The 18,144-nt window shown below is 78.1% G+C and carries 15 protein-coding genes and 1 pseudogene; 8 read left to right on the plus strand and 8 right to left on the minus strand.

Annotated features, from left to right (window positions below):
• The 4 genes and pseudogenes from GSF02_RS13175 to mtrA form a co-directional block, all read right to left on the minus strand.
• Window positions 1-321: pseudogene (locus tag GSF02_RS13175) on the minus strand (ComF family protein); the annotation flags it as partial.
• 101 nt (window positions 322-422) lie between these two features.
• Window positions 423-2,168, minus strand: a complete 1,746-nt coding sequence (locus GSF02_RS13180; RefSeq protein ID WP_159797246.1) for an LpqB family beta-propeller domain-containing protein — start codon at window positions 2,166-2,168, stop codon at window positions 423-425.
• A complete protein-coding gene (gene mtrB, locus GSF02_RS13185; RefSeq protein ID WP_159797298.1) occupies window positions 2,165-3,898 on the minus strand; it encodes an MtrAB system histidine kinase MtrB in 1,734 nt (577 codons plus the stop codon). Before mtrB ends, GSF02_RS13180 begins: the two co-directional genes overlap by 4 nt.
• 104 nt (window positions 3,899-4,002) lie before the next feature.
• Window positions 4,003-4,683, minus strand: a complete 681-nt coding sequence (gene mtrA / locus GSF02_RS13190; RefSeq protein WP_159797248.1) for an MtrAB system response regulator MtrA — start codon at window positions 4,681-4,683, stop codon at window positions 4,003-4,005.
• A 105-nt stretch (window positions 4,684-4,788) separates the two neighbouring features.
• Here mtrA and GSF02_RS13195 point away from each other — a divergent pair, with 105 nt between their 5' ends.
• From GSF02_RS13195 to GSF02_RS13215, 5 genes are all read left to right on the plus strand, one after another.
• The gene (locus GSF02_RS13195; protein ID WP_159797250.1) at window positions 4,789-5,964 is read left to right on the plus strand and encodes a glycerophosphoryl diester phosphodiesterase membrane domain-containing protein; all 1,176 of its coding nucleotides are present in this window, start codon (window positions 4,789-4,791) and stop codon (window positions 5,962-5,964) included.
• Window positions 5,961-6,677: a DUF4129 domain-containing protein gene (locus GSF02_RS13200; protein ID WP_235915555.1), complete on the plus strand. Its 717-nt coding sequence runs from the start codon at window positions 5,961-5,963 to the stop codon at window positions 6,675-6,677. The genes GSF02_RS13195 and GSF02_RS13200 overlap by 4 nt, the downstream gene beginning before the upstream one ends.
• Entirely contained in the window at window positions 6,674-7,975 is a 1,302-nt protein-coding gene (locus tag GSF02_RS13205; protein WP_159797252.1) for a DUF4350 domain-containing protein, read from the plus strand. The genes GSF02_RS13200 and GSF02_RS13205 overlap by 4 nt, the downstream gene beginning before the upstream one ends.
• On the plus strand, window positions 7,969-9,096 hold the full coding sequence (locus GSF02_RS13210) for an AAA family ATPase (protein ID WP_456239001.1): 1,128 nt from the start codon (window positions 7,969-7,971) through the stop codon (window positions 9,094-9,096). Before GSF02_RS13205 ends, GSF02_RS13210 begins: the two co-directional genes overlap by 7 nt.
• A gap of 112 nt (window positions 9,097-9,208) precedes the next feature.
• Window positions 9,209-10,582 carry a DUF58 domain-containing protein gene (locus tag GSF02_RS13215; RefSeq protein ID WP_159797254.1) on the plus strand — a complete coding sequence of 458 codons (1,374 nt, stop codon included), beginning with the start codon at window positions 9,209-9,211 and terminating at the stop codon, window positions 10,580-10,582.
• Window positions 10,583-10,764: 182 nt separating this feature from the next.
• Here the strand turns inward: GSF02_RS13215 and GSF02_RS13220 are convergent, their stop codons facing one another.
• Window positions 10,765-11,754 carry a stage II sporulation protein M gene (locus GSF02_RS13220; protein ID WP_159797256.1) on the minus strand — a complete coding sequence of 330 codons (990 nt, stop codon included), beginning with the start codon at window positions 11,752-11,754 and terminating at the stop codon, window positions 10,765-10,767.
• A 54-nt stretch (window positions 11,755-11,808) separates the two neighbouring features.
• Here GSF02_RS13220 and GSF02_RS13225 point away from each other — a divergent pair, with 54 nt between their 5' ends.
• Window positions 11,809-12,627, plus strand: a complete 819-nt coding sequence (locus GSF02_RS13225; protein WP_159797258.1) for an RDD family protein — start codon at window positions 11,809-11,811, stop codon at window positions 12,625-12,627.
• Window positions 12,628-12,649: 22 nt separating this feature from the next.
• Here the strand turns inward: GSF02_RS13225 and GSF02_RS13230 are convergent, their stop codons facing one another.
• Window positions 12,650-13,819 carry a glycosyltransferase gene (locus GSF02_RS13230; protein ID WP_159797260.1) on the minus strand — a complete coding sequence of 390 codons (1,170 nt, stop codon included), beginning with the start codon at window positions 13,817-13,819 and terminating at the stop codon, window positions 12,650-12,652.
• A gap of 186 nt (window positions 13,820-14,005) precedes the next feature.
• On the minus strand, window positions 14,006-15,001 hold the full coding sequence (locus GSF02_RS13235; protein ID WP_159797262.1) for a hypothetical protein: 996 nt from the start codon (window positions 14,999-15,001) through the stop codon (window positions 14,006-14,008).
• A gap of 317 nt (window positions 15,002-15,318) precedes the next feature.
• Between GSF02_RS13235 and GSF02_RS13240 the strand changes: the two genes are divergently transcribed.
• Together GSF02_RS13240 and GSF02_RS13245 are read left to right on the plus strand one after the other, a co-directional pair.
• Window positions 15,319-16,314: an alpha/beta fold hydrolase gene (locus tag GSF02_RS13240; RefSeq protein WP_235915556.1), complete on the plus strand. Its 996-nt coding sequence runs from the start codon at window positions 15,319-15,321 to the stop codon at window positions 16,312-16,314.
• Window positions 16,311-17,492 carry a glycosyltransferase family 4 protein gene (locus GSF02_RS13245; RefSeq protein WP_159797264.1) on the plus strand — a complete coding sequence of 394 codons (1,182 nt, stop codon included), beginning with the start codon at window positions 16,311-16,313 and terminating at the stop codon, window positions 17,490-17,492. The genes GSF02_RS13240 and GSF02_RS13245 overlap by 4 nt, the downstream gene beginning before the upstream one ends.
• Here GSF02_RS13245 and GSF02_RS13250 read toward each other — a convergent pair.
• Window positions 17,471-18,139: a response regulator gene (locus GSF02_RS13250; RefSeq protein ID WP_159797306.1), complete on the minus strand. Its 669-nt coding sequence runs from the start codon at window positions 18,137-18,139 to the stop codon at window positions 17,471-17,473. The two genes, GSF02_RS13245 and GSF02_RS13250, sit on opposite strands and share 22 nt — an antisense overlap.
• Window positions 18,140-18,144 lie beyond the last annotated feature (5 nt).

Genomic DNA, 18,144 nt, shown 5'->3' on the forward strand with positions numbered 1-18,144 from the left:
CGCCGCGCGGGCCAGCGCCGGGCCGAGCGCCGCGGCCGCCGCGCGTGCCGCGGGCACGAGCAGCGCGTCCAGGTCGGCGCGCCCGCGGTCCTTCCAGGCGACGACGACGCCGCGCACCGGCCCCTCGTACCGCGCCACCGCCCAGACCGGCAGCGGCGGCACGCCGTCGAGCCGGTCCAGCCGGGGCACGTGCGCCTCGACGCGGCGCGGCCCGTCGGCGAGCAGCCCGGCGCAGCCGGCGCACCACCGCACGTCGGGCGCGCCGCAGCCGGGGCACGCGACGGGCAGCACGAGGCGGGCCAGCTCGACGAGGGGGTGCACGGGCCCAGCGTCGGCGCCCGCACAGCCGTCCGGACGCCGGCGCACCGGGCGCTGGGGACGGCGCCGGCCGCGCGGCGCCCGGGGGCAGGCTCGCGCCGGCGTCAACCCGGGAAGGCGACCAGGTCGACGCCCTCCGCGAGGGCCGGCCACAGCGCCGAGGACTGCCGGATGTGCAGCACGGACTCGGCGTCGAGCGCGAGCATGCTCGTGCTGCCGACCGCCGCCGTCACCCAGGTCGGCCCGGTCACGCCGGGCACGGGGCGCGACAGCCCGCCCCCGGTGCCGGCCAGGCCGCCGACGCCCGCCAGGTACACCGTCCGGTCGCCGCCGGAGTCCTGGCCGAGCAGCGCGAGCGTCGCCTCGTCCTGCCACTGCGCCAGGGTCACGCCCTGCACCGACGCGCCGACGGGCACGGGGTCCGACAGGCCGGTGGGCACGCCCGCGGCGTCGCGCAGGATCCCCGCGACCCGCACCGCCGTCCCGTCGGGGCCGGTCGTCACGAGCGCCACCCGCGCCCCCTCGGGCGACACCCGCACCGACGTGACGACGACGTCCTCGAGCCACGCCGCGGTCACCGGGTACGCCTGCCCGCTCGCCACCACCACCTGCAGCGCCCCGCCGCGCACGCCGCTCCACACCGCGCCGTAGCGGTCGACCGACGGGGCGAGCAGGTCGGCGCCCTGCAGCAGGGTGTCCTGCGTCCCGTCCGGGTCGAGCCGCACCACCCGGTCGGCGCCGTCGCGCACCACGACCGGGTCGTGGCCCGGCCCGGTGGCCAGCGCCGTCGGGTCGAGACCGGCGAGCGAGACGTCCTCGTCCGCCGGCACCAGCTCGCGGCCCTCGACGCTGCGCAGCCGCCCGTCGACGAGGGCGAGGGCGTCGCCCTCGGTGCGCGGCAGCCGCGGGCCGGCGGCCTCGGGCACGGCGAGCGGCCCGGACCGGTCGGCGAGCGTCACGGTGCGTCCCTCGCCCTGCCCGGTGACGAGGGTCGCCTCGAGCTGCGCGGAGAACAGGGCGAGCTCGTCCGACGAGGCGTCGTCGATCTGCTCGGTGAGGTTGACCGCGACCGTGCCGTCGTCGGCGACCGTGACCGCCTCGATGGCCAGCGCGGTGCCCTCGGGCACCACCGACACGACCGAGCCGGCGAGCCACTCCGGCGGGCCGGCCAGGATCTCCTGGACGGCGTTGGTGCGCCACGTCGTGCGGGGGAACCACCGCACGTCGGGCACGAGCTGGGTCAGGTCGGGCGTCGGGTAGTACAGCCGCGTGAGGTGGTAGGCCTGGGAGAAGACGGCGGTGGAGAACAGCAGGCCGTCGTCGAGGCTCGTGATGCGCCACTCGCCGGCGGAGCGGCCCAGCTCGAACGTCAGCTCGCTGGGGCTCGGCCGCGGCTCCTCGGTGTAGACCCCCCGCTCGTCCACCGACGCCACCACCGTCACGCGCGCCCGGACGGTCGCGGTGGTGGCGTCGGCCTCGACGTCGTCGGTCGACAGGGTCGGGTAGCCGTCCAGCACGAGCACGCGCGAGTACGGCTCCCAGGCCTGCGACGCGCCCGTGGTGAGGAACTCGCGGGCCACGTTGAACGGCTGGGCGGTGGTGGGCCCCGCCTGCGTGGCGGAGAGGAAGCCGCGGACGATCTCGTCCGGCGTGTCGTCGACGTTCGGGCCGGCGGCGATGAAGCCGATCTCGCCCGTGCGCGGCACGTCGGCCCCGCCGTCCTGCACCTCGCCGGAGGTGGGGATCGAGGCGCAGGCCGCGAGCGCCGTCACCACGGCGGCGAGCAGGGCGGCCAGCAGGGCGGTCCGGGCGGCCGCACGGGGGCGGCCCGGGCGCCGCGGGGCGGTCATCGGCGCACCCCCGCGTCCCGGCCGCCGTCGGCGGGGCGGGCCTCCTCGGCGGGGCGGGCCTCCTCGGCGGGGCGGCCCTCCTCGGCCGGCGCCGCGGCGTCGGGCGCGTCCTCGGGCTCGAGGTGCGGCAGGTCGCCCAGGTCGGGGATGGCGATCGGGGTGGGGCCGGTGGGCGGGTTGACCACGGGGATCTGCCCGGTGGGCACGGCGGCGATGCCGCGCGACTCGGGCACCAGCGGCAGCGGCGAGCCGACGAGCTGGATCCCGGCGCGCCGCGGCAGGGTGAGCCGGAAGCTCGCGCCCCGGCCGGGGCGCCCCCACGCCTCGAGCCAGCCGGCGTGCAGGCGGGCGTCCTCGCGGGAGATGGCCAGGCCCAGCCCGGTGCCGCCCGTCGTGCGCGCGCGGGCGGGGTCGGCCCGCCAGAACCGGTCGAACACGTGCTGCACCTCCTGCGGGGTCATGCCGACGCCGTGGTCGCGCACCACGACGGCGACCGCGTGCCGGTCGGCGCCGACGGTGATCTCCACCGGCCGGCCCTCGGCGTGCTCCAGGGCGTTGACGACGAGGTTGCGCAGGACCCGCTCGACGCGCCGGGGGTCGACGTCGGCGGTGGCCGGCTCGTCGGACAGCTGCACCGACAGGAACACGCCCTTGCGCTCGGCGAGCGGCGTCGTGCCCTCGACGACCGCGGCGACGATCGCGCCGACGTCGCGGTGCTCGACGTCGAGCACCGCGCCCCCGGCGTCGAACCGCGAGATCTCCAGCAGGTCGGCCAGGAGCTCCTCGAAGCGGTCGAGCTGGGTGGTCAGCAGCTCGGCGGACCGACGGGCGGCGGGGTCCAGGTCCTCGCGCGAGGCGTGGATGACCTCCCCCGCCATGCGGATGGTGGTCAGCGGCGTGCGCAGCTCGTGCGAGACGTCGGAGACGAAGCGGCGCTGCGCCGCCGAGAGCTCCTCCATGCGCCGGATCTGGTCCTGCAGGCTCGCGGCCATCTCGTTGAACGACCGCGCGAGCGTGGCCATCTCGTCGTGCCCGCGGCCCGGCATGCGCTCGGCCAGGTGGCCGTCGGCCAGCCGCGCGGCGACGTCGGCCGCGCGGCGCACCGGGGTGACTGCCTGGCGCGTGACCATCCAGGTGATCGCGCCGAGCAGGGCGAGCACCGCCACGCCGCCGACCAGCAGCGTGCGCTGGACGAACCGCAGCGTCTCCTGCTCGGTCTGCAGCGAGTACAGCTGGTACAGCCCGTAGGTGCCGACCGTGGGCACCTCGACGGTGGAGCCCACCAGCACGCCCGGCTCCACCTGGCCGCTCTCGGCGTAGGCGGCCGGGATCGCCACCGACTGCAGCATCTGGTGGTCGGCGCTCAGCGTGGCGTCGCGCAGCTCGGGGCTGACGAGCCCGACGAGCGGCTGCGGCGAGCAGATGTCGGTGACGCCCGACGTCGGCCCCTCCCCGCCGGACAGCAGGCAGGTGCCCTGGGCGCTCGAGGCGCCGGAGGACAGCTGGCCCACCATCTGGATCAGCAGCGACTGCACGTCGGCGGGCGACGACGCCGGCGACGACGCGAAGGAGTCGCTCACCTGGGCGGTGGTGCGGGCCGACTCGCGGTCGACCTGGTCCACGCGCTGCTCGAACAGCCCGTCGCGCACCGAGGTGGACAGGGACGTGCCCAGCACCGCGAGCGCCACGACGCCGATGGCCAGCGTCGAGGTGATGACGCGCACCTGCATGGAGGAGCGCCAGCGGTGCACGACGGCGCGGCCGCGCCGCACCGCGACGGTGCGGGCCCGGGCGGCCGCGCGCAGCACGCGCCGTCCGCCGGCCCCGGGTCCGGTCACTGCGGCGCGCCCGCCTTGTAGCCGACGCCGCGGACGGTCAGCACGATCTCGGGGCTCTCCGGGTCGCGCTCGACCTTGGACCGCAGGCGCTGCACGTGCACGTTGACCAGGCGGGTGTCCGCCGAGTGCCGGTAGCCCCAGACCTTCTCGAGCAGCACCTCGCGGGTGAACACCTGCCACGGCTTGCGCGCCAGGGCCACGAGCAGGTCGAACTCCAGCGGGGTCAGGGCGATCTTGCGCCCCTCGCGCGTGACCGAGTGGCCGGTGACGTCGATCTCCAGGTCCCCCACCCGCAGCATCTCGGGGCCCGGGTCCTCGGTGCGGCGCAGCCGGGCACGGATGCGGGCCACCAGCTCCTTGGGCTTGAACGGCTTGGAGACGTAGTCGTCCGCACCGGACTCCAGGCCGAGCACCACGTCCACCGTGTCGCTCTTGGCGGTGAGCATGATGATGGGCACGCCCGACTCCGCCCGGATCTCGCGGCACACCTGGGTGCCGTCCTTGCCGGGCAGCATCAGGTCCAGCAGCACCAGGTCCGGCTGCGAGGACCGGAACGCGGCCAGGGCGCCGTCGCCGTCCGCGCAGAAGGTGGGCTCGAAGCCCTCGGTCCGCAGCACGATGCCGATCATCTCGGCCAGGGCCGTGTCGTCGTCGACGACTAGCACGCGCGACTTCATGCGGACAGTCTGCCAGGCTGTGCATATGTCGTGGTGGGGCCGCCTCGCCGGAGCCCCGCCGCGCTATCGTGACCGGACACGACGTCCCAGCTCTCCGGGGAGACCATGAGCACGCCCGAGCCGCCCGGCGCGGACCCGAACGAGCCGGGCTCCGTGGCCCCGCAGCCGCCCGCCGACCGCCCCGCACCCCCGTCGTCCGGCGCGCCGTCCGGCTGGGGCGAGGTGCCCCGCTACGGGCAGCCGCGCTACGGGCAGTACGGGCCGCAGCCGACGCCGGGCCCGTCGCCCGCGGGGATGCCGCCCGGCGGCGGCTGGGGCGCCCGGGCCGCCCGGCCGGGCATCGTGCCGCTGCGCCCGCTGACGCTCGGCGAGATCTACGACGGCGCGTTCGGGGCCATCCGGCACAACCCCGCCGTGATGCTCGGCGTCGCCACGCTCGTCATCCTCGTCGCCACGGTGGTCGGGGTCGGCGTCGGCCAGCTCCTCGTGCCCGCCCTCACCACGCAGATCACCGGCTACTTCGCGGCGGTGCCGCCGGAGGTGGCCAGCGGGCTGGGCATCTCCCCCGCGCTGTACGCACAGCTGCTGGGGCCGGCGATCGGCACCTTCCTGACGTCGCTGCTGGCCTCCCCGGTCGTCAACGGCATCCTCACCGTCTCGGTGAGCCGGTCCGTCGTCGGCGACAAGGTCACGGTCGCGCAGGTCTGGCAGCGGGTCCGCTCGCGCGTCGGCCTGCTGGTCGGCTGGGCGGTGCTGCAGACCCTCGGCGTGCTCGTGCTCGCGGGGGTGGCGGTGGCCCTGGTCGGGCTCGTCGTGGCGGCGACCGCCGGCGTGTCGGAGGGGCTCTCGGCGCTCCTGGCCCTGGTCGTCCTGCTCGGCTACGTCGTCACGCTGGTCTGGCTGGGGGTGCGCCTGGGCCTGGTCGCCCCCGCGGTGGTCCTCGAGGGGCGCGGCCTGGTCGTCACCGTGCGGCGCGCCTGGCTGCTCACCCGCGGCCAGTTCTGGCGGCTGTTCGGCGTCTACCTGCTCGCCGTCGTCATCGTCACGGTCATCGCCAACATCGTCACCACCCCGCTGGCCTACCTCGCCACGTGGATGGAGACGGAGCTCGGCGCCCCCGGCGCCGGGGCCGTCGTGGTGACGACGCTGGCCACCGTGGTCGCCACCGCGATCCAGACGATCTTCGTGGCCGGCGTGGTGGCGCTGCTCTACGTCGACGTGCGGATGCGGCGCGAGGGCCTGGACGTGGCGCTCGCCGCGGCGGCGGAGCGGCCGGCATGACCTTCCTGCTCACGGCGCCGGCGGCGGTGCGGGCCGGCGTCCTGCTCGGCGTGCCGGCCGAGGTGCCGGTGGACCCCGACCGCGACACGGCCCGGCGCTGGCTCGTCGAGGAGCTCGCCCGGCCCGAGTACTCCCAGCAGCCGTCGCTGCTGCAGCGGCTGTGGGAGTGGTTCCTGGGCCTGTTCGACGGGATCCCGGCGATCGACGCCCCGCCGCTGCCGGTGCTCGTCGGTGTGATCGTGGTGCTGGCCCTGCTCGTGGGGGTGGCGCTGTGGGTGGCCGGCCCGGTGCGGCTGGCACGCCGGCGCGCCCGGTCGGCCGCCGTCGTCGCGCACGACGACGACCGCACCGCCGCGCAGATGCGCGCGGCCGCCGACGCCGCCGCCGAGCGCGGCGACTGGGCGACGGCGGTCGCCGAGCGGTTCCGCGCGGTGGTGCGCGACCTCGAGGAGCGCGTCGTGATCGACCCGCGCCCCGGCCGCACCGCCCAGGAGGCGGCGTCGGCCGCCGGCGACCGGCTCCCGGACCTCGCGGCGGCGCTGCACGAGGGTGCGTCGCTGTTCGACGACGTGGTCTACGGCGAGCTGCCCGCCGGCCCGCACGACGACGCCGCCGTGCGCGACCTCGACGCGCGCGCCCGCGCGGCGCGGGCGGCGGTGCCCGCCACCACCCCCGGCGGCCTCGCCGCCCCGACGACGGAGGGCCGCCCGTGACCGCGCTCGGGACCCCGCCGCCGGTGACCGCGCCGGCCCGCGGCGCGACGGTGGTCGGTGACGGCACGACCGCCGCCGGCCGCGCCGCGCGGCGCTGGCGCGCCGTGCGGTGGTGGGTGGTGGTGCTCGCCGCCGTGGCCCTGGTGGTCGCCGTGCTCGCGGTGACCCGGCCGGCGACGTCGACCACCCCCTACGCCCCCGACAACGCCCGACCCGACGGCGCCCGCGCCGTCGCCCGGGTGCTCGAGGACCGGGGCGTCGACGTGCGGCACGTGACCACCGTCGACGACGCCGTGCAGGCGGCCACCGAGGGCGCCACGCTGCTGGTCGCGCCGAGCCCGCTGCTGTCCGCCGAGCAGGTCGACGCCCTCGCGGGCGTGCCGGCGGACCTGGTGCTGCTGGGCGCCGACGACCTGCTGCTCGAGGCGGCCACCGACGGCGCCGTCCGGCTCGGCGACACGCTCGACACCTCCGCCGGCACCCTCGCGCCGGACTGCGCGCTGCCGGCCGCGCGCGCCGCCGGCGACGTGCGCCTCACGGCGAGCCTCGCCGCGGCACCGGGCGCGCCCGACGTGGTGACGTGCTACCCCGGGAGCGACGGCGCGGCCCTGGCCGCGGTGGCGGACGGCGGGCGGACCGTGACCGCCGTCGACGACCCGTCGCTCGTGCTCAACGGCACGGTGCTGGAGGCCGGCAACGCCGCGCTCGCGCTGCACCTGCTCGGCGCGCACGAGCGGCTGGTCTGGCTCGTGCCGGACCCGTTCGACCTCAGCACGGGCGACGGCACGGGCGGCGCCGCGCCGGCCGGTCCCACGCTGCCGCGGTGGACGGGCGCGGTGGGCCTGTGGGCCGGCCTGGTGGTGCTCGTGCTGGCGTTCTGGCGCGGCCGGCGGCTCGGCCCCCTGGTCGCCGAGGAGCTGCCCGTCGTGGTGCCGGCCGCCGAGGCCGCCCGCGGCCGCGGCCGCCTCTACCGGCGCGCTCGGGCCCGCGGGCACGCGGCCGCCGGCCTGCGCGCCGCCGCCGCCACCCGCATCGCCGCCCGCCTCGGCCTGCCGCGGTCGGCCGACCCGACCGGCGTCGTCGACGCCGTCGTGCGCGCGAGCGGCCGCGACCCCCGCGACGTCGCCGCGCTGCTGTACGGCCCGCCGCCGCCCGACGACGAGGCGCTGGCCGAGCTGGCGCGGCGGCTGGACGCCCTCGACGGCGACACCGCAGGACGTGCCGGCGCGGCACGCCCCACCCCAGGACGCCCCACCCCAGGACGCCACACCCCAGGAAGCGAGGTTCCCCGATCGTGACGGACCCCGAGCAGAACCACGACCCGGCCGGCCACGCCGCGGCCGCCCCGCCGCCGGCGCCCCAGGCGACCGTGCAGCAGGCGCAGCAGCCGCAGCAGCCGACCTTCGCCCCGGCGCAGCCGGCGGCGCCCGCCCCGGCCCCGGCGACGGCGCACGCGCCGGAGCGGCCCACGCTCGCGCTGCGCACCGCGCTGGCGGGCGTCCGGACGGAGGTCGGCAAGGCCGTCGTGGGCCAGGACTCGGCGGTGACGAGCCTGCTCATCGCGCTGCTGTGCTCGGGCCACGTGCTGCTCGAGGGCGTCCCCGGCGTGGCCAAGACGCTCCTGGTGCGCTCCCTGGCCGCGGCGCTGGACCTCGACACCAAGCGCGTGCAGTTCACCCCCGACCTCATGCCGGGCGACGTCACCGGCTCGCTCGTCTACGACGCGCGCACCGCGCAGTTCTCGTTCCGCGAGGGCCCGGTGTTCACCAACCTCATGCTCGCCGACGAGATCAACCGCACGCCGCCCAAGACCCAGGCGTCGCTGCTCGAGGCGATGGAGGAGCGGCAGGTCTCGGTGGACGGCGAGCCGCGCCGCCTGCCCGACCCGTTCCTGGTCATCGCCACGCAGAACCCCGTCGAGTACGAGGGCACCTACCCGCTGCCCGAGGCCCAGCTCGACCGGTTCCTGCTCAAGGTGCTGCTGCCCGTGCCGGAGCGCGAGCAGGAGATCGAGGTGCTCGCCCGGCACGCCGCGGGCTTCGACCCGCGCGACCTGGCCGCCGCCGGCGTGCGCGCCGTCGCGGGGCCCGCCGAGCTCGCGGCCGCCCGCGCCGAGGTGCGCCGCGTCCAGGTGGCGCCCGAGGTGCTCGCCTACGCCGTCGACGTCTGCCGGGCGACCCGGCAGTCGCCGTCGCTGTCGCTCGGGGTGTCCCCCCGCGGGGCCACCGCCCTGCTGGCCACGGCCCGGGCGTGGGCGTGGCTGAGCGGGCGCATGTACGTCACCCCGGACGACGTCAAGGCCCTCGCCCACCCCACGCTGCGCCACCGCGTGCAGCTGCGCCCGGAGGCCGAGCTCGAGGGCGTGACCGCCGAGAGCGTGCTGTCCACCGTGCTGGCCACGGTGCCGGTCCCCCGATGAGGGTGGTGCCCGACGCCGTGGGACGGGCCCTCCGCTCGAATGATTCGGTCGCTGCGCTCCCTCGGCTCTCGCGGACGGCCCGTCCCACCGCGTCCGGGGCGGGGGTGCGACCGTGGCGCTGACGTGGCGGGCCGTGGCCCTGGCCGCGGCCGGAATCCTGCCCGTGCTGCTGTTCCCGGTGCCGGGCACGGTGGTGGTGTGGGCGCTGGTCGTCGTGGCGGCGTGCAGCGCCGACGCGCTGCTGGCCGCGTCGCCGCGCCGGGTGGCGCTCACGCGGCAGGTGCCGGCGTCGGTGCGGCTCGGCGAGACGGCGCGCAGCGAGCTGACCGCGGTCAACCTCGCCGGGCGGCGCCTGCGCGCCGTCGTGCGCGACGCCTGGCCGCCGTCGCTGGCGGACGGCGGCACCCTCGTGGAGGCGCCCGACGGGGCCCGGGTGGCGGCCGCGTCCGCCCGGGTCGTGCCGTCGGCGCGGCACAGCGTCGACCTGCCGGCGGGCGACGGCGCGCGCCTCGTGACGCCGCTGCGCCCGACCCGGCGCGGCGACCGGGACGCCGGCCCGGTGACCGTCCGCTCCCTCGGCCCGCTGCGGCTCGCCGGGCGGCAGGCCACGATCCCGGTGCCGGCGCGGCTGCGCGTGCTGCCGGAGTTCGCCTCGCGGCGCCACCTGCCGAGCCGCCTGGCGCGCCTGCGCGAGATGGACGGCCGCTCGGCGGTGCAGGTGCGCGGCGAGGGCACCGAGTTCGACTCCCTGCGCGAGTACGTGGTCGGCGACGACGTGCGCTCGATCGACTGGCGCGCCACCGCCCGGCGCGGGGACGTCGTCGTGCGCACGTGGCGGCCCGAGCGCGACCGGCGCGTGCTGGTGGTGCTCGACACCGGCCGCACCGCCGCCACGCGCATCGGCACGGGCGCCGACGGCACGGGCGCCCCGCGGCTGGAGGCCTCCGTCGAGGCGGCCCTGCTGCTGTCGGCGCTCGCCGACCGCGCGGGCGACCGCGTGCAGGTGATGGCGTTCGACCGGCAGCTGCGCGCCCGCGTGGCCGGCGCCTCCGGCCCGCGGCTGCTGCCGAGCCTGGCCGACGCGCTCGCCGGGGTCGAGCCGCGGCTGCTGGAGACCGACTGGCCGGGGCTCGTGACCCAGGTGCGCTCCCACGTCGCCCAGCGGGCGCTCGTCGTGCTGCTCACGACGCTCGACCCCGCCGCGGTGGAGACCGGCCTGCTCACGGTCGTCGACCAGCTCACGACGACGCACCAGGTGCTCGTGGCAGCGGTGACCGACACCGAGGTCGCCGCGCTGCGCGCCGGGCGCGGCTCGGCGGGCGCCGTCTACGACGCCGCTGCCGCGGCCCGCGCCGAGCTCGAGCGGGACGCCGTCGCGGGCGTGCTGCGCCGGCACGGCGCCGAGGTGGTCGAGGCGCTGCCGGACGAGCTCGCCCCGGCGGTGGCGGACGCCTACCTGGCGCTCAAGGCGGCCGGGCGGCTCTGAGGCCGCCGGCGCCCGGACCGTGGCGGGGCGGCGCCTCCGCGAGAGCCGAGGGAGCGCAGCGACCGGACCAGCCATGCGAGAGCGCGGCGGGGCGGCGCCTCCGCGAGAGCCGAGGGAGCGCAGCGACCGAATCATTCGAGCGGAGGCGCCGCCCCGCCGCGCCCGCCCGCGCGCCCCCAGACTTAGCCGGCGGTCGGGACCACCGCGCCGGCGCGGTCGACGTCGAGGTCGCCCGTCTCCCCCGCCGCCACGGCGCGCCGGCCGAGCACCAGCACGTACGTCCAGAACGCCGCCAGCGCCACGGTGCCGATCGCGATCTTGAGCCACCACGGCAGCCCCGAGCCGGTCACGAAGCCCTCGACGATCCCGGACAGGGCGAGCGCCCCGACGAGCCCGACGGCGCACGTGACGAGCGCGCGGCCCTCCTGGGCGAGCGCCGCCCCGCGGCGGCGCGGGCCCGGGTCGACCAGCGTCCAGAACGTCTTGAGGCCGGCGGCCCCGGCGACGAAGACGCTGGTCAGCTCGAGCTGGCCGTGCGGGGCGATGAGGGTGAGGAACAGGTCGAGCTCGCCGTGGGCGGCCATCATGCCGCCCGTGGTGCCCACCGAGAACGCGTTCTGCCACAGCACGTAGGCCGGCAGCACCCCGGTGACGCCGAACGCCACCAGCAGCGCGGAGATCCACGCGTTGTTGGTCCACACCATCGCGGCGAACGAGACGTCCGGGTCGTAGTAGGAGGCGAACGCCTCCTGGACGTACCGCTCCTGCGCCGACGGCGTGCCCATGGCCGCCAGCGCCTCGGCGTCCGTGGCGACGTGCCATCCGGCCACGACGCTCACCAGCAGGAACGCGACGGTCACGCCGAGGGTCCACCACCGCACCCGGTACAGCGCGGCCGGCACGGACACGGTGGCGAACCGCACGACGTCGGACCACGCCGGGTCGTGGGCGCCGGAGATCCGGGTGCGCGCGCGGGTGAGCAGGTCGGACAGGCGGGTGACGAGCACGGGGTCGGGCGCCGCCGAGCGCACGGTCGACAGGTGCGTGGCGACCTCCTGGTACAGGCGGACCAGCTCGTCCGCCTCCGCCCCGTCCAGCCGGCGCCGCCTGACCAGCACCGCGAGGCGGTCCCAGGCGGCGCTGTGCACGGCGGAGAAGGCGTCGAGGTCCACGACCGATACCCTGCCACACGACGACCCGACGACCCCGAGCCCTCGGAGGCCCCTGTGCACGACGGCATCCTCATCGGCGAGGGCGTGGTGCTCGACGCCCGGCCGGCGTCGTTCGCCACGCGCGCGCTCGGTGCCCTGCTGGACGCGACGGTCACCGTGGCGGTGGCCGTCGGCCTGCTCGTGCTGCTGGGCCTGAGCATCGAATCGCTCGACGAGCGGTGGCTGCGCGCGACGACGATCGTCTTCGTCGTGCTCTTCCTCGTCGTCGCCCCGGCGGCCGTGGAGACGCTCACCCGCGGGCGGTCGCTGGGCAGGCTCGCCACGGGCACCCGGGTGGTGCGCGACGACGGCGGCCCGGTCCGCCTGCGGCACGCGCTGATCCGCGCGCTGCTCGGCGTGCTCGAGCTGTGGGCGACGGCCGGGGGCGTCGCGATCGTGGCCTCGCTGTCCAACGCCAAGGGCAAGCGGCTCGGGGACATGGTCGCGGGCACGTACGCCATCCGCGTGCGCGGCGGCAAGGGCTGGTCCATGCCGCTGCAGATGCCGCCGGAGCTGGCCGCGTGGGCGGCCCGGGCCGACATGCGGCGCCTGCCCGACGGGCTCGCCCTGGCCGCCCGGCAGCTGCTCGACCGCGCGCCGCGGCTCGCGCCGTCGTCCCGGGCCGCGCTCACCGACGAGATCGCCGCTCGCGTGGAGCCGTACGTGGCGCCCGCGCCGCCGCCCGGGACCCCGGCCGAGGCGTTCCTGCACGCCGTGCTGCACGAGCGCCGCGACCGCGAGCTGGCCCGCGGGCTGCGCGAGCGCGAGCGTGCCGCGGACCAGGCAGCGGCGCTGCACCGCCTGCCCTACGGCGTGCCCGACCCGCGCGTGTGAGCCGGGACGCCCGGCGTCCGTCTCAGGCGGGCACCGGGACGCGCGCGGTCACGCGGGCGTAGATGTCCTCGAACTCCTCGAGGGTGCGCCCGAACGCGTGCCGCTCGGCCAGGCGCACGCTCGCCGCGCCGGCCCGCTCGCGCAGCGCCGGGTCGTCGAGCAGCGCCAGCAGGTGGCCCGCGAGCGCCGCGACGTCGCCCGGCGGGTAGAGCGCGCCGTTCTCGCCGGGGCGCACCAGGTGCGGCAGCGCCATGGCGTCGGCGGCCACCACCGGGAGCCCTGCCGACATCGCCTCGAGGGTGGCCAGGCTCTGCAGCTCGGCGACGCTCGGCATGCAGAACACGTCCGCCGACGCGTAGGCCTCGAGCAGCTCGGCGTCGGTGACGTGCCCACGGAACCGCACGTCGGCGGCGATGCCGAGCTCGTCGGCCAGCGCGCTCCAGCGCTCGCGGCGGCAGCCGTCGCCCACGATCTCGAGCCGCGCCGGCACCTCGGTCGGCAGCAGCGCGAAGGCGCGGATCAGCTCGTCGACCCGCTTCTCCTCGTCCAGCCGCCCGACGAACAGCACGGTCGGCACGGCGCCGGGCCGCCGCCGGCCGCGCGCGGCGAACCGCTGGGCGTCGATCCCGTTGGACACGGGCAGCACCCCGGTCAGGCCGGTGCGGTCCATGAGCAGCTCGGCGGCCCGCGGGGTGGGCGTGGTGACGACGTCGGCGCGGGCGAAGACCCGGCCCTGGTCGCGCCACATCGCCGCGGCGAAGGCGCCGTGCAGCGGCCGGGGCACCGGCAGGTAGGCGACGAGGTTCTCGGGCACGAGGTGGTTGGTCATCACCACGGGCACGCCGTGGGTGCGGGCCGCCGCGACGACCGCGCGGCCGACCAGCACGTGGCCGTGCGAGTGCACGACGTCGGGCCGCAGCTCCGCCACCAGGCGGCGGACGTGCGCGGACACCTCCCAGGGCAGGCTGACGCGGTGCGAGGCGTGGCCGACGTAGCGCCGCGAGCGCACGCCGTGCACCGTGACGCCGTCGCGCACCTCGCGCGTGGCCCGGCCGGTGGGCGACGGGGCGACGACGTGCACCTCGTGGCCGCGGCCGGCCAGCCCGGCCGCCAGGCGGGCGGCGGCCTGCGCGGCACCGTTGACGTCGGGCGGGTAGGTCTCGGCGCCGACGACGATCCTCAAGCTCTCCATGGGTCCTTCTCTTCCAGGGTCGGGCCCTCCGTGGGGAGGGTCGTGCTGGGGGGTCGTACAGGTGGGCTCTGGGGGGCGGAGCGCAGGGGGGTCACCAGCGTGGCCCACCGCGGGGCGCGCCCCGGGGCGACGCGCGGGCGACGTGGACGGTTTCGCCCCCTGCCGCACGCGCTGCGCGCACGGTCCTCACGCGGCCCGGCGCAGGGGCTCCGGGCCGGCCGCGCGCACGACGGGTGCCGCTGCGGCGCGCGCGGCCCGCGCGGCGGCGGCGTCGGGGTGGTGGCGGGCGAGCGTGACCACGCCGGCGGCGGCCGACGCCGCCGCGAGGCCCAGCACCGCCCAGAGCGCGGCGGGCGTCGCCGCCCCCTCGCCCAGGAGCACCGCGCCGAGGAGCACCGCCACGAGGGGGTCCACCACGGTGAGGCAGGCCACGACGAGCTCCGGCGCGCCGGCGGTGTAGGCGTGCTGCACGAGCCAGCCGCCGGCGGCCAGCGCGACGACGACGCCGGCCGCCGCCGCGAGCACGGGCGGCGCCGTCAGCGGCACGTCGCCGGACGCCACCGCCTGCGACACGGCGCGCACGAGCGCGGAGACGAGCCCGAAGGCCGCCGCGGCCCCGGTGGCCAGGCACAGGCACGCCGCCCAGCCGGAGCGCGTGACGCCCACCGCGGCCAGCGCGGCGACGACGACGCCGACCGCGAGGCCGGCCACGAGCGTCGAGGCGCCCGGCGGGGGCGTGCTCGTCGTGGAGCCGGCCGAGGCGGCCACGAACCCGACCACGCCGAGCACGCTGAGCAGCACGCCGACGACGACGCCGGTGCCCGGGCGGCGCCGGGTGCGCAGCGACGCGAGCAGCACGGCGGCCGGCACGGCCAGCACGCCGACGGGCTGCACCACCCGCAGCGGGGCGAGCAGCAGGGCCCCGGCGTGCACGAGGGTGCCGGCGCCCGCCAGACCGAGGCCGAGCAGCCAGCGCGGGTGACGCACCACCTGCACGAGCCGGCGCAGCCCCATCCGCGGGCGGCCCGCGGGCGTGCCGGCCCGCCCGCCGCCGTCGAGCGGGACGACGCTCGGGCCGGGCGCGGTCACGGCGTGGTGCTGCAGCACCGCCGCGCCCGCGAAGCAGACGGCGCCGACGACCGCCAGGGCGATCGCGGTGCCGGTGCCCGTCAGGCCGCTCACGCGCGGCCCCGCGCTTGGCCGGCCGTGACGCACCGGCCCCCCACCACCGTCGAGCTGACCACGGGACCCCACGGTGCCCGGGCCAGGTGACGCGGCAGGCGTCGGGCGGGCGAACGGTCGTCGAACGCCAGGGGAACGGCCGCCGCCGGCGGGGTCGGCAGAGGGCGCGGGTGCGTCGTCATGGGCCCCACCCTGACAGGTCGCGCACCCCGAGTGAATCAGGACGTCCCCCGGGTTTCCCCCGGGTTCTCCGGAGAATCCCCTGATCTGGGCCGTCATCCCTCGGCCGGCCGCCCCGGCGCCGATACGCTCCCCGTGTGCCGACCCCCTCCCCCGCGGACGCCGCCGCGCCCGACGCCGCGCCCGTCGCCGCGCCCGACGCCGCGCCCGACGCCGCGCCCGCCCGCCTGCCGCGCCGTGCCCCGCGCCCGGACCTCGCCGACGTCGTCCTGCGCGGCGCCCGCACGCGGGTGCACGCCTACGGCCCGCAGGACGCGCCCACCACGCTGGTGGCGCTGCACGGCTTCCGCGGCGATCACCACGGCCTCGAGCCGATCGTGGCCGACCTGCTCGCCGCCGCGGACGTCCGGCTGCTCGTGCCCGACCTGCCCGGCTTCGGCGCGTCGGCGCCGCTGCCGGACGACCGGCACGACGTCGCCGGGTACGCGGCCTGGGCCGCCGAGCTGCTGGACGCCGTCGCGCCGGACGAGGGGCAGGGCGACGGGCAGGGCGACGTCGTGCTGCTGGGCCACTCGTTCGGGTCGGTGGTGGCCGCCGCCACCGCGGCGCGCCGGGCCGTGCGCGGCCTGGTGCTGGTCAACCCCATCGCCGCCACCGCCCTCGCGGGCCGGCCGGGCGCCGCGGCCGTGACCGGCGCCTTCCACCGCCTCGCCGGCGCGCTGCCCGAGCGGCCCGGCACGGCGCTGCTGCGGCTGCCCGTGGTGACCCGGCTGGCGTCGGTGGCGATGGTGCGCACCCGCGACCGCGCGCTGCGCCGCTGGATCCACGCCGAGCACGACCGCCGCTTCGCCGGGTTCGCGGACCGCCGCACGCTCCTGGAGGCCTACGCGGCGTCGTCGGGCAGCGACGTGCGCCCGCACGCGCCGGCCGTGACCGCCCCCACCCTCCTGGTGGCCGCCGAGCTCGACGACCTCGCCCCCGTCGCCGCGCAGCGCGCGCTGGCCGGGCTGTTCGCCGACGCCCGGCTCGTCGTCGTGCCGGGCACCGGCCACCTGGCGCACTACGAGACGCCCGACGCCGTCGCCGCCGCGGTCGCTGACTTCCTGCGCACCCTCGACGGGCGCGCCCGGTGACCGCCCCCGACCGCGCGCCCCGCGTCCTGGTCGACTGCCGCTACGTGCGCACGGGCCGCCACGACGGCATCAGCCGCTACACCGCTGGCCTCGTGGCCGAGCTCGCGCGGCTGCACCCGGTCGAGCTGCTGATCAGCGACGAGCGCCAGCTCGCGCACCTGCCGGACCTGCCGTGGCACCGGGTCTCGGGCCCCACGAGCTGGCGCGAGCCGTTCGTCGCCCGCCAGGTGCGCCGGCTGCGGCCCGACGTCGTGTTCAGCCCGATGCAGACGATGGGCACCTGGGGCCGCGACTACGGCCTGGTGCTCACGCTGCACGACCTCATCTACTACCGGCACCCCACGCCGCCGGCCGACCTGCCGGCGCCCGTACGTGTGCTGTGGCGGGCCTTCCACCTGGCCTGGTGGCCCCAGCGGCTGCTGCTCGACCGGGCCGACGCCGTCGTGACCGTCTCGGCGACGACGCGCGAGCTCATCGCGGCCCACCGGCTCACCCGCCGCCCCGTGACCGTGGTGACGAACGCGGCCGACCCGGCGTTCGGCGACCTGGCGGCCGGCGACCTGGCGCCCGGCGACCTGGCCGCCCCCGCGCCGCAGCGACGGACCCGAGCCCTCGTCTACATGGGCTCGTTCATGCCGTACAAGAACGTCGCCACCCTGGCCCGGGCGATGGCGCGGCTGCCCGAGCACGAGCTGCACCTCATGAGCCGCGTGCCGCCGGGCGAGCGCGAGCGCCTGGCCGCCCTGGCCGGGCCCGGGCGGCTGGTGTTCCACGACGGCGCCGACGACGCCACCTACCGCCGCGTGCTGGCCTCGGCGACGGCGCTGGTGTCGGCGTCGCGCGACGAGGGCTTCGGCATCCCCCTCGTCGAGGCGATGACGCTGGGCGTGCCCGTGGTCGTCAGCGACATCCCGGTGTTCCGCGAGGTGGCCGGCGCGGCCGGGGCCTACGTGGCCCCCGACGACGCCGGCGGGTTCGTCGACGCGGTGCGTGCCCTCGACGACGACGCGACGTGGGCGCGGCGCTCGGCGCAGGCGCGCCGCGAGGCCGCGCGGTTCGACTGGGCGGCGTCGGCGCGCGTGCTGCTCGCCGAGCTGCTGCGCGTCGCCGCCGAGCGCGAGCAGCGCAGGGGGTCCAGGGGGCGGGCGGGCAGGCGTCAGTCCGCCGCGCCGAGGTAGCGCAGCACCGCCAGCACCCGGCGGTGGTCGGCGGCGTCGGGCGGCAGCCGCAGCTTGGTGAAGATCGCCGCGACGTTCTTCTCCACGGCGCCGTAGGACAGGAACAGCGTCTCGGCGATCGCGCCGTTGGAGCGGCCCTGCGCCATGAGGTCGAGCACCTGCCGCTCGCGCGGCGTGAGCGTGTCCAGGCCGTCCTCGCGCGAGCGGGACGCGCCCAGCAGCTGGCCGACCACCTCGGGGTCCAGCACGGTCTCGCCCGCCGCGACCCGGCCGAGCGCGGCGACGAACTCCCCGACGTCCGCGACGCGGTCCTTGAGCAGGTAGCCGACGCCGCGGGCGTCGCCGGCGAGCAGCCGCGAGGCGTACCGCGTCTCCACCCACTGGCTGAACAGCAGCACCGGCAGGCCGGGGTGGGCCTCGCGCAGCGCGAGCACCGCCCGCAGCCCCTCGTCGGTGTGCGACGGCGGCATGCGCACGTCGGCCACCACGACGTCGGGCAGGGCGCCGTCGGCGGCGAGGGCGGCGACCTGCGCGACGAGCGCGTCGCCGTCGCCGACCGCTGCCACGACGTCGTGGCCGCGCCGGCCGAGGAGGGCGGCGAGCCCGTCGCGCAGGATCGCCGAGTCCTCGGCGAGCACGACGCGCAGGCCGG

It is taken from the genome of Puerhibacterium puerhi (assembly GCF_009846865.1).
GTDB lineage: Bacteria > Actinomycetota > Actinomycetes > Actinomycetales > Cellulomonadaceae > Puerhibacterium > Puerhibacterium puerhi.

What these genes read in the sequence shown, in the direction of transcription:
- GSF02_RS13180 (WP_159797246.1), bottom strand. Translation starts at nt 2,168, where the DNA reads ATGACCGCCCCGCGGCGCCCGGGCCGCCCCCGTGCGGCCGCCCGGACC.
- mtrB (WP_159797298.1), bottom strand. Translation starts at nt 3,898, where the DNA reads ATGCAGGTGCGCGTCATCACCTCGACGCTGGCCATCGGCGTCGTGGCG.
- mtrA (WP_159797248.1), bottom strand. Translation starts at nt 4,683, where the DNA reads ATGAAGTCGCGCGTGCTAGTCGTCGACGACGACACGGCCCTGGCCGAG.
- GSF02_RS13195 (WP_159797250.1), top strand. Translation starts at nt 4,789, where the DNA reads ATGAGCACGCCCGAGCCGCCCGGCGCGGACCCGAACGAGCCGGGCTCC.
- GSF02_RS13200 (WP_235915555.1), top strand. Translation starts at nt 5,961, where the DNA reads ATGACCTTCCTGCTCACGGCGCCGGCGGCGGTGCGGGCCGGCGTCCTG.
- GSF02_RS13230 (WP_159797260.1), bottom strand. Translation starts at nt 13,819, where the DNA reads ATGGAGAGCTTGAGGATCGTCGTCGGCGCCGAGACCTACCCGCCCGAC.